Here is a 13,610-nt window from a genome sequence, read left to right as displayed (position 1 = left end):
ATGCTGCCAGAGCGTAGCAGATATAAAGCGTGTTAGCGGAGAAAAACAATGAACAAGCACCTGTATCGCATTATCTTTAATAAAGCCCGAAACATGTTGATGGTCGTGGCTGATATTGCTACCGCCGGGCAAGGTAGTACGGTACGCCGCCGCAGCCGTCGGCAATCATCACAATGTCTTTGTCGGCTAACCGCGTTAAGGCTAAGTTTGTTGTTGGCAACCGGCTGTATTTCTCTAACCGCACAAGCAGACATTGTAGCCGACCGACACGCGCCAGGTCATCAGCAACCCGCTATCCTTAGCAGCGCAAACGGCACGCCACAAATCAATATTCAGACCCCCAATGCGGCTGGTGTTTCACACAATACCTACAGCAAATTTGATATTGATAAACAAGGAGCGATCTTAAATAACAGTCATACTGCTACCCAAACTCAACTAGGCGGTATGGTGGCCGGCAATCCGTGGCTCGCCAAAGCAGAAGCTAAAATCATTATAAATGAAATCAACAGCCTAGATAAAAGTCGACTTAATGGCTGGATTGAGGTTGCTGGACAAAAAGCACAAGTTATTATTGCCAACCCGGCAGGTATCACTTGCGACGGCTGCGGATTTATCAACGCTCATCGCACAACACTCACCACTGGACAAGTCATGATGGAACAAGGCCGACTAAAAGGCTTTGATATCAGCCAAGGAGAGGTGAGCATTGAAGGGCTGGGTATGGATAGCTCACAACAAAATTACACAGAAATTATTGCCCGTTCGGTGGCAATCAACGGCAAGCTCCATGCGCAGGATCTGAAAGTCACCACCGGGCGTAATATCGTTGATGCCGCTCACAAGAACATCGAGAAAAAATCTGCTGACGACAGTAAGCTTCCGAAATTTACGCTGGATGTAGCCGCACTCGGAGGCATGTATGCCAATAAAATCACGCTGATAGGAACAGAGTCTGGCGTGGGGGTACGTAACGCTGGTCACATTGGGGCATCAGCCGGCGAAGTACACCTCACAATTAATGGACAAATTGAGAACAGAGGCACAATCGCGGCGCGGGGCAATACCACAATAACCGCGAGTAAAATACAAAGTAACAATGGCAGTATTCTGGCTGCCGGTATTGATGATAAAGGGAAAGCCACGCTGCCCGGTTCACTGACACTGACAGCTAAACAGCAAATTCAAGCCAATGGACAAAATCTGGCAACCAATACCCTGGAAGTACAGAGTAAAAAGATTGATCTCAGCGGCAGCCAAACCTCTGCCAACAACATTCAACTCACTGCCAGTCAAAAAGAGATTAGCACCGCCAACGCTACCATTACAGCTGACCGTTTTACCGCTAAAACACCAGACCAATTTAACAATAATGGCGGTAAACTGGTGGCCCGGGAAATCAACTTAACTACACCAGATTTATCTAACAATCAGGGGGAAATTAACCAGACCGGCAAAGGCGACCTGGTACTCAACACCCAAAAATTAAGCAACCGCGGCGGCACCCTTTTCAATGAAGGGAAACAACTGACGATCACAACAACAGAGCTGGACAACCAACGGGGAAAAATCGCCAATAATGGTCATAACCTGAATCTGACCATACATGAAGCGAACAACACTCTGGGAACAATTCAACTGTCTGGTGAAGGTAAACTATCACTCAACACACAACAGTGGATAGGCGATGGTGGCAAACTCCTCTCCAACGGCGAACTGGATATACAAGCCCACAACCTGCAACTGAACGAAAAAGCCGTCACTACCGCCAACAAAATTACCATAAAAGCAGACACATTGAGCCATCAGAGTGGATTAATGCAACAGAAGGGCAAAGACAAAATGTCCCTCACTGCCAACACGCTGAATAACCACAATGGTGAGATTGAAGGTAATGGCAACCTGACAATTAACGCCACTACAGTGGATAACCGCAAAGGCAAAATAGCGGCTGCCGAAAAAGGCTCTTTGAAGCTGACTGTCAATGACACTCTGAATAACCAGAATGGCAGCCTGGAGGCAGGTCAAGATATCCAGCTAACATCAAGGCAGCTTGATAACAGCCAGGGTAAAATCGCGGCAACCGGTGGCAATGCAGAACTGATCACCGAGCAAAACATTAAGAACGCCGATGGCCGAATCGAAGCCAAAACAGAGCTCACCACAAAAAGTCAGGCGTTGAATAACCATCAAGGACAATTACTCGCCCAGCAGATAGATATCCAGACCAAAGGACATAAATTCATCAACACCGCAGGGCAAGTTATTGCCCGAGAAAAACTAACCCTAAACAGCGGTGAACTGGATAACACATTTGGTCTGTTACAATCCGGCAATGACATGATAGTCAATACCCACGGACAAAAACTGACTAACGCCAACAGTGACAAAGAAAAAGGCATATTAAGCCAAGGCAATCTGGAACTCAGTACAGGTGATATCAACAACACCGCTGGCATCATTTCCGCTAAAGGAAAAACCACTCTTAACGCCGGTAATGTTAACAATACTGATGGACAATTCTTATCACAACAGATGGCAGAACTGACCACACAGGCATTAGATAATACTCGAGGACAGATCCAATCAGAATCAAGTCTGTTGTTGGATACCCAAAACCAAGCCCTGATTAATATCAACAGCGGTAAAACTGGCGGCATCATTGCCAAAGATTCATTACAGATTTCCAGCGGTAAACTGAATAACGATGCTGGCTTTATTCGTGGTCATGGCATCAACATTGACACCCATCAGCAAGTACTGAGCAACCAAAGCGGCACCATAGCGAGTAAGAAAAACCTGCAACTTGATAGTGGAGAACTTAACAGTACCGGAGGAAAGATAAAATCTGATGGTGATATGACACTGGACACCCACGGGAAAAAGCTGACCACAGCCAAAAGTAGCGACACCGGTGGCGTAGCCAGTGAAGGAACGCTGACCTTAACCACAGGTGAAATCGACAACCATGATGGCTCGATCATTGGTACAAGAACGACCACCATCACCGGAGGTGAACTGCACAACCAGCGCGGAAAACTCGCCAGCAAAACCGGCTCCCTGACCTTAACCGTCAACAAAACCGACAACAGCGGCGGATTAATGCAATCCGCTGGCGATCTGACATTGGATACACAAGGTGGACTGCTGACCAACACCAACAGCGGTAAAAACCGGGGCATAACCAGCACAGGCAACATGAAGCTGATCACCCAAGGCGTCAACAATGATGCGGGCCTGATCCATGCGGGTAAAAACCTGATCCTTGATGGGCAGCAAGGAACCATAACCAACCGTAACAGCCAGCCTGATCAAGGCATACTAAGTTCAGAGGACTTAACTCTGACCGCAGATGCCATTGATAATCATCAAGGAACCGTGGCAGCCAATCAGCAACTCAAAGTGACATCTGGAACGGTTGATAACACTGGTGGCCTACTAAAATCCGGCTCCACCCTTTCACTCAACACCCAAGGCAAGAGGCTGATTAACACCCAGAGCGGGGATAAACAAGGTATTCGCAGCGGCCATGACCTGACCCTGGAAGCGGGTGAAATTGATAACACAGCGGGTATGATCGAGTCACAAGGTGAAACCACGCTGACCAGCCAAAACCTCAACAATACCGACGGTAAAATTCTCTCGCAGAAAAAGGCAGGCCTGACAACACAAGCGATCAACAACCAACGTGGACTGATACAATCCGCCGCCAGCCTGGATCTGGATACCCAACAGCACGAACTGGTCAACACTGACAGCGGTGAAAACGGCGGGATAATAGCGAAAGATGCCTTGGAACTGACCACCGGTAAACTTATCAATGACCGCGGTTCTATCCGTGGCGACCAAACCCACATTAACACCCATCTGCAAGCGCTAAACAACTTAGCCGGCACCATAGCCAGCAATAAAAATCTGCAACTCGATAGCGGGGAGTTAGACAGTACCGGGGGCAGGATAGAATCTGCCGGTGATATGACGCTAGACACGCACGGAGCAAAACTGACCAATGCACAAAGCGGGAAAAATGGTGGCGTTATCAGTAAAAGCACACTCACCCTGACTACCGGCGAAATCGACAACCATGATGGCGTCATCATTGGTAAAGGAACAACAACGGTCACCGGTGGTGAACTGAACAACCGGGGCGGGACACTTGCCAGCGAAACGGGTGCGCTGACATTAACAGTAGGCAAAACTGACAACAGTGGCGGCTTACTGCAATCAGCTGACGACCTGACACTGAATACACAGGGCGGACTGCTGACGAATATCAACAGTGGTAAAAGCGGTGGCATAATCAGTACAGGCAATATGAATCTGACCGCTCAAGGCATCAATAATAAAGCAGGTTTTATCCATGCAGGTAAAAATCTGAGCCTGAATGAACAAAAGGGAACCATAACCAACAGCAACAGCCAGCCTGGACAGGGGATCTCAAGCCTGGGAACGCTGACGATGACCGCAGGCACCATCGATAATCAACAGGGAAGAATCATCGCCGATAAGCAGCTCACAGTGACATCAACCGGAACCGTTGATAATACAAGCGGTAAAATGGTCAGCCAGCATCAACAACTGACAATGAATACCGGCGAACTGAATAACACCGGTGGTCTGCTGCGATCCAAAACAACTCTTTCACTCAATACCCACGGTCAGAAACTGATTAACACTCAAAGCGGAGATAAACACGGCATACTCAGCGGCGGTGACCTGACCCTGGAAGCCGGTGAAATCGATAACACGGCTGGCGCGATAAATTCACAAGGCGAAACCACACTGACCAGCCAGAACCTCAACAACACCGACGGAAAAATCCTCTCACAGGGCAAGGCGGATCTAACAACACAAGCAGTCAACAACCAACGTGGACTGATCCAGTCCGCCGCCAGCCTGGATCTGGATACCCAACAGCACGAACTGGTCAACACTGACAGCGGTGAAAACGGCGGGATCGTAGCGCAAAATGCCTTGGAGCTGACGACCGGTAAACTGCTCAATGACCGCGGCTCTATCCGTGGCGATCAAACCCACATTAACACCCATCAGCAAGCGCTAAACAACTTGTCCGGCACCATAGCCAGCAAGAAAAACCTGCAACTCGACAGCGGGGAGTTAGACAATACCGGGGGCAGGATAGAATCTGCCGGTGATATGACGCTGGACACGCATGGAGAAAAACTGACCACGGCAAAAAGCGGCGATACGGGTGGTGTTATCAGTAAAGGCACACTCACCCTGACCACCGGCGAAATAGACAACCATGATGGCGTCATCATTGGTAAAGGAACAACAACGGTCACCGGTGGTGAACTGAACAACCGGGGCGGGACACTTGCCAGCGAAACGGGTGCGTTGACATTAACAGTGGGCAAAACTGACAACAGCGGCGGCTTACTGCAATCAGCTGACGACCTGACACTGAATACGCAGGGCGGACTGCTGACTAACATCAACAGCGGCAAGACTGGTGGCATAGTCAGTGCCAGCAATGCAAGCCTAACCGCCCAAGGGATCAATAATAAAGCGGGCTTTATCCATGCAGACAAGAACCTAATCTTAGATGGGCTACAAGGCAAAATAACCAACAGCAACAGCCAGCCTGAACAGGGGATTTCAAGCCTGGGAACGCTAACAATGACCGCAGGCACCATCGATAATCAACAGGGAAGAGTCATCGCCGATAAGCAACTCACAGTGACATCAACCGGAATCGTTGATAATACAAGCGGTAAAATGGTCAGCCAACATCAACAACTGACACTGAATACCGGCGAACTGAATAACGCTGGTGGTCTGCTGCGATCCAAAACAACTCTTTCACTCAACACCCACGGTCAGAAACTGATTAACACTCAAAGCGGAGATAAACACGGCATACTCAGCGGCGGTAACCTGACCCTGGAAGCCGGTGAAATCGATAACACAGCGGGTGTGATCGAGTCACAAGGCGGAACCACACTGACCAGCCAGAACCTCAACAATACCAAAGGTAAAATCCTCTCGCTGGAGAAAGCAGACCTAACAACAGCGGTGGTCAACAACCAACGCGGACTGATTCAATCCGCAACTGATCTGAAGCTGGATACCCAACAGCATAAACTGACCAATACCGACAGCGGTAAGTCAGGCGGGGTGATCGCGAAAAATACCCTGAAACTGACCACCGGTAACCTCATTAATGACCACGGATTTATTCGTGGCGACGAAACTCACATTGACACTCAAAAGCAGGCATTAAACAACCTGGATGGCATCATATTCAGTAAGAAAAACCTGCAACTCGATAGTGGAGAGCTCAACAGTACTGGAGGAACGATAGAATCTGATAGCGACATAACGCTGGACACGCATGGGGAAAAACTGACCACGGCACAAAGCGGGAAAAACGGTGGCGTTATCAGTAAAGGCACACTCACTCTGACCACCGGCGAAATTGACAACCGTGATGGTGCCATTATTGGTACAGGAACAACAACGGTCACTGGCGGTGAACTGAAAAATCAGGGCGGAACACTCGTCAGCGAAACCGGTGCACTGACACTAACCGTGAACGAAACTAACAACAGCAATGGCCTGCTGCAATCAGCCGGTGACTTGACACTGGATACGCAGGGTGGGCTGCTGACTAACATCAACAGCGGCAAAAATGGCGGCATCCTCAGTAAAGGCAACGTAAACCTGACTGCGCAGGGCATCAATAATGATGCTGGCCTGATCCATGCGGGTAAAAACCTGATCCTGTATGGGCTACAAGGTAAAATAACCAACCGCAACAGCCAGCCTAAACAAGGGATCTTAAGCCTGGGAACCCTGACGATGACTGCGGATGCCATTGATAACCATCAGGGAATCGTGTCAGTCAATCAACAACTCAAAGTGACATCATCAGGAATAGTTAAGAACACAGGCGGCAAAATAGTCAGTGAGCATCAGCAACTGACACTGAATACTGGTGAAATGGACAACACAGGTGGCTTGCTGCAATCCGGCACCACCCTTTCACTAGACACTCACGGCCAGAAGCTAACTAACGCGCAAAGCAGAGATAAGCTCGGCATACGCAGCGGCAGCAACTTGACACTTCAGACCGGTGAAATTGATAACACCGCGGGCGTGATAGGCTCACAAGACGAAATTAAGCTGACCAGCCAAGACCTCAACAATACCGACGGTAAAATCCTCTCGAAGGGCAAGGCCTCCCTAACAACAAAAGCAGTTAATAACCAGCGCGGACTGGTGCAATCCGCAGCCAGCTTAGAATTGGATACCCAACAGCAGGAACTGACCAATACTGACAGTGGTGAGATCAACGGTATCATGGCACGAGATGCCATGAAACTGACCACCGGTAAACTAACCAATGATCGCGGATTTATCCGTGGCGACGAAACTCACATTGACACCCAGAAACAATCACTCCACAACAAGGCCGGTACCATTGTCAGTAAGAAAAACCTGCAACTCGACAGCGGGGAACTCGACAGTACAGGCGGAAGGATAGACTCTGCCGGTAATATGACGCTGAACACTCATGGGGAAAAACTGACAACCGCCCAAAGTGGCGACAACGGTGGCGTTATCAGCAAAGGGACAATGACCCTAACCACAGGTGAAATCGACAACCATGATGGCGTAATTATTGGCACAGGAAAGACAACCATCACCGGTGGTGAACTAAAAAACCAACGCGGAACCCTAGCCAGCAAAACCGATGCACTGGAATTATCGGTGAACGAAACTGACAACAGCGGCGGCCTGTTACATTCCGCAGGTAAACTGACACTCAATACGAATGGTCACACCCTGACTAACAAGAACAGTCGTGATCAGGGCGGCATTCGCAGCCAAGATGACATGTTAATTACCAGCGGTGATTTACATAATCAGGCCGGTATTATTGCCAGCCATAAGATCGCCACCCTGAACACAGCAGCGGTAAATAACACCCAAGGTACCCTAACCGGCACCCAACAAATTGAACTGACTACCCAAGCATTCAATAACTTAAAAGGAACCGTCCGGACTGATGGCAAACTAAGCCTAAACACCCAAGGTCAACGTCTGGATAACAACGGCGACAAAGATAAATCAGGCAAATTCTCTGCCCAGGGAGATTTGAAACTGGATATCGGAGAATTAAATAACAACACCGGTTTTATTGCCGCTGACGGCAAAACCGACATCACCGGCACAACATTGACCAATGACAATGGCCGTATTGCCGGTAACGGTGGATTGGCGATTCACAGCCAAACACTCACCAACCGCGGTGGCACATTACAATCGGCGAAAACTATCAATATTGATACAAACAGGCAATTACTGGACAACCAGCACGGTCGTATTATTGGTGATGGCAACACCACAGTGACCAGCGGCAAGCTGGATAACCAACATGGACACATTCAGGGTGAGAAACTGGTCATCGACACAGGACGGGCTGATACCGATAATCAGGACGGTAAACTGTTGTCAACAGACACCATGGACTTGAATACCCTGTTGCTCGACAACCGCCACGGACAAGTACAAGCCGTGGGTGACGCGACGATTAACGCGCAGCAACAAACGAACAACACCGGCGGTTTTATCCACGGCAGCCAACAACTGGCATTAAACACGGCAAAACTCATTAACCGGGAAACTAATCGCTCTAACCAAGGTACCGAAGCCCAAAACCTAATAATTGAAGCTCAACAGGTGGATAACACCCAAGGCGCATTACGGGGAGCCGACAGCCTGCAAGCCATCGTCAGCCAGACACTGGATAACACACAAGGAATGATTTCTGGTGGAAAACGGCTCACCATTGAAGACGAAGATCAGGAACTGACGATTAACAACCAAAAAGGCACCCTAATTGCGAGTGAAAAAACCAGCATCAAAGTTGATACCCTAAGCGGTGACGGTCAGATACTATCGCAGGGCGACATGGAGATAAAGTTAAAACAGGACTTCCACAATACCGGCAACACTGCCGCTAACGGCAATCTGTCTCTGGAAACCGCAGGCAACATTATCAACGACAGCACAATTAAAGCCGGGCAGGCGTACCTGGTAGCAAAAAACCTCACCAACACCCAAGCTGCGGAAATCAGTGCCGGGAAAACCCGCATCCACATCCGCGACACACTGACTAACACGGGACTCATTGACGGCGAACTCACTCACCTGACGACCAAAATACTGGACAACATGGGCACCGGACGTATTTACGGTGACCGGATAGCCCTCCAGACAGGCACGCTCAATAACACCGCTCAGGGAGACAAAGCCGCAGTCATTGCTGCCCGAGACCGAATGGATATCGCCACCGGGACCCTCAACAACCTTAACCATGCCCAGATTTACAGTGTGAGAGACATGCTCATTGGTGGGCAACTGGATGAGAACCTGACGGCTACCAGTCAAGCTGGCCGGCTTATCAACCACGCGGCAACCATTGAGGCTGGAGGCAACTTGGGAATTGATGCTGCTCTTATCCGCAATACCAACAATCGCCTAGTAACACACGTTGTAGAAACGGAAAAATCCCAGCGTCATGAAGCCGTGTTGAGCGGCCACACCACCCGCTATGACTGGTCACAGGTGGATACCTCCTACCGAAACAAATATGGTATACGCGATGCCATTATGCCGGACGGTAGCAGAGATAATAAATTTTACGAATACCAATATACCCATACCGTCACAGAAACCCAGATAAAAGAGAGCGACCCCGGTAAAATTCTAGCCGGGGGCAACATCACCCTAAATAGTACAATGCTAACCAACAACGACAGTCAAATCGTAGCTGGCGCAATATTGGGGGGTAATATTGACGAACTACACAATAACTCAACCAAAGGCGAACGTATCACCGCAGATGAAGGCAACCAAATCCGCTGGTACCCCAAAAAGAAAAAACGTCAACTGAGAAGGAGCAAAAGATCCCAGGGAAAAAGCTGGAGCGATTATCGCCCGACACCGATAAAAGAAACCATTGACCTGAAAGCACTGGCCTGGCAGGCCAATACCCGCCCGGATACAGCCGGCATAACGATCAGTGACAGGCAAACGGGCAGTGTTCAGAATTCACCTGCCGGGATTAATCCGGCATCAAGGATGGCAGGCGCGGGTGATGTCTCGCTCACAAATGCGACTATCAATGCCATCACACTCAGCATCCCGACACAGACTAACGACCGGTCGTTGCAGGCTAACGATCGAGGAACTACCGTGGCTATCCCGACTGAGGCAATTAAATTACCGAACAGGGACATACCGGTTGACCGCCCGTTAGTTTCTCCTACAGGCCAACACACTGAGCAGGCATTGTCATCCGGCACATTGACATTGCCGAGCAGAGACGCGCTGACTGAACACCCGATGCTTTCACCGACCAGTCAACAGACTGAGCAGGTATTACCATCCGGCACAGTGGTACTGCCGAACAGAGACGCACTGGCTGAACACCCAACACTGTCACCTACCGGTCAAACTGAGCGGGTGCTGCCACCAAACACCATCACATTGCCGGATAGCGATCCGCTGGATGAACGCCCACTGATGTTACCAACCGGTCAACAATTTGAACTTGCACTTCCACCCACTACCGTCAAAGGGCAAACAGCCGAACCGCTTATCCGCATAATCGCCCCGGAGACCCGCCTACCGGATAACAGCCTGTATATCGTGCAACCGGGTAGTGACAGCCACTATCTGGTAGAGACCGACCCCAAATTCACCCAGTATAAAAAATGGCTGGGCACGGATTATATGCAACAACAGCTCACCAACGACCCGGCACTGACCCACAAACGCCTGGGAGACGGGTTCTACGAACAACGTCTGGTGCGTGATCAGATCACCCAGCTGACCGGACACCGTTATCTGGCCGGTCACAACAACGATGAAGCCCAGTTCAAAGCGTTAATGGAAGCCGGCGTTGCCTTCGGCAAACAGCAACAACTCACCCCTGGCATTGCCTTGAGCCCATCGCAGATGGCGCTGCTCACCTCGGACATTATCTGGCTAACCAACCGCACGGTGACCCTGCCGGACGGCACAACACAGACCGTGACCGTACCGCAGGTCTACGCCCGGGTGAATAAAGGCGATCTGACCGGTGACGGCGCCCTGCTCTCCGGTCACAACGTCACACTGAATAGCCGGGGTGATATCACCAACAGTGGCACCATCACTGGACGTGAAGTGACCCAACTGACGGCTAAGAACCTGACCAACAGCGGCTTTATTCAAGGCGGTAAGGTCAACTTAACCACCCAGCAGGACATCACCAACCTGGGTGGCAGCATTCAGGGACAAGATAGAGTTTCCGTGCTGGCAGGCCGGGATATCACCAGTGCCTCTGCCCTGCGCGGAGAGGGAGTTGATCGCTGGCTGGACCGCCCTGCGGGGATTTATGTCCAGAATGACCAAGGTACCTTATCACTGAAAGCCATCAACAACGTCCGTCTCACCGCCAGTGAAGTAAATAATGCCGGCAAAGACAGTCAGACAGAGATAACAGCAGGCCTTGACCTGACACTGGACACCCTGCGCACCCGCCGCACAGAAAACGGTGACTGGGGGAATGACAATTACCGTCATCTGACACAGGAGCGCGACACCGGCAGCCAAATAAATACAGCGGGCAACCTGGCACTGCGGGCCGGCAATAACCTGAAAGCTACCGCCGCCAACGTCAATGCCGGTCAACAACTGACAGCACAAGCTGGGAATAATCTGACTCTGGATGCTGGTACTGCTTCATCCGATTTGGTCGAGCATAGTAAACAGACCAGCAAAGGTTTACTCTCCAAATCCTCAGTCGAAACCCACGACGAAGTCCATGAGCGCCGGGCAGTGAGTACCACCCTCAGCGGAGACAGCGTCACCGTACAGGCTGGCAATGACCTGAACATCATCGGCAGTAACGTGGCTGGCACCCAAGATGTCAATCTGGCCGCCGGCAATCAGCTTACCGTCACCACTGCGGATGAAGCCCGTCACGAAACTCACCTGCGGAAGGAGAAAAAATCCGGCCTGATGGGCACCGGCGGCATCGGCTTCACCGTCGGCAAAGCCAGCCAAAAATCCACCACCAACATCGACAGCAACCTTAGCAAAGGCAGCACCGTCGGCAGCAGTCAGGGCAGCGTGACATTCAACGCCGGAGAACAACTCAACATTCACGGCAGTGATGTGGTGGCGGGCCGCGATATGCAACTTGCCGGTCAGAACGTCACTATCACCAGTGCCGAAAACAGCCACACCGCTATCTCCAAAACCGAGCAGAAACAAAGCGGCCTGACCGTGGCCCTGTCCGGGACAGCCGGCAGTGCGGTGAATACCGCCGTGCAGACCGTCAAGGCGGCCAGCAATGAAAGTGACAGCCGCCTCAAAGCCTTACAGGGTACCAAAGCCGCCCTCAGCGGGGTACAAGCGGTGCAGGCCGCCCGACTGGCCGATGCCAAAGGCGGTGACAACAAAACCAACAACAACCTGGTGGGTATCAACCTCTCCTACGGCAGCCAGTCCTCCCGGTCAGAGCAGAAACAGCATCAGACCACTCAACAGGGCAGCAGCCTGACCACCGGGGATAACCTCAATATCACCGCTACAGGCAAAGACACCTCAACTCCTGACGGCGATATCCGCATTCAGGGCAGCCGATTGCAGGCAGGCAAAGACCTGCAACTCAATGCCAACCGGGATATTCAGCTGACCTCCAGCCAGAACACCGAACAGACCACCGGCAGCAACAGCAGTCGCAGCGGCTCACTCGGTATAGGCTTCACCGCCGGACCGGGTGGCACCGGTCTGAATATCTCCGCCAGTGTCAACCATGGCAAAGGCCGTGAAAGCGGTGACGGCGTCAGCCATAACGAAACCACCGTGAGTGCCGGACACACCGTCACCCTCAACGCCGGTCGGGATGCCACCCTCAAAGGCGCACAGGTCAGTGGCGAACAGATTACCGCCGACGTAAAACGCAACCTGACGCTTACCAGCGAACAAGACAGCAACCGCTATGATATGAAGCAGCAGAACGTCAGCGCCGGCACCAGTGTCACGGTCGGCCCTCAGACTGATGGAACAGTGAGTTTCAGTATCGGACGCGACAAAATCCACAGCAACTTTGACAGCGTGCAAGAGCAAACCGGCCTGTTTGCCGGCAAAGGCGGCTACGAGGTCAACGTGGGTGAACATACCCAGCTTGATGGCGCCGTCATTGCCAGTACCGCAGACAAAGCCAAAAACACCCTCGAGACCGGTACCCTCGGCTTCGGGGATATTCAAAACAAAGCGGATTTCAAAACCGAACACCAGAGTGCCGGATTCAGCACCGGCGGACCGGTAGGGAGTTCATTGCTGAGTAATCTGGCCTCCAATACCCTGGGTGGGGCAAATAAAGAAGGCCATGCCCAAAGCACCACTCATGCGGCAGTCAGCGACGGCACGATTGCTATCCGAGATAAGGACAAACAGCAACAGGATATCACCACCCTGAGCCGCGACACGGATAATGCCGGCAATGCATTAAGCCCTATCTTTGATAAAGAGAAAGAACAGAAACGACTGAGACAGGCACAACTCATTCGGGAAATCAGCGCACAGGT

General features: G+C 51.1%; 1 protein-coding gene. It reads left to right on the top strand.

Features of this window, described 5'->3' with window-relative positions; all coding sequences use genetic code 11:
* Positions 1-48: 48 nt before the first annotated feature.
* Positions 49-13,610: hemagglutinin repeat-containing protein (locus ACGF63_RS07025; protein ID WP_387629719.1), on the top strand; the 13,562-nt coding region annotated here is incomplete at its 3' end.

The organism is Photorhabdus sp. RM322S, from assembly GCF_042879395.1.
GTDB classification, from domain to species: Bacteria; Pseudomonadota; Gammaproteobacteria; order Enterobacterales; family Enterobacteriaceae; genus Photorhabdus; species Photorhabdus khanii.
The sequence above is the reverse complement of the archived record's forward strand: the minus strand, read 5'-3'. Positions and strand labels throughout refer to the sequence as shown.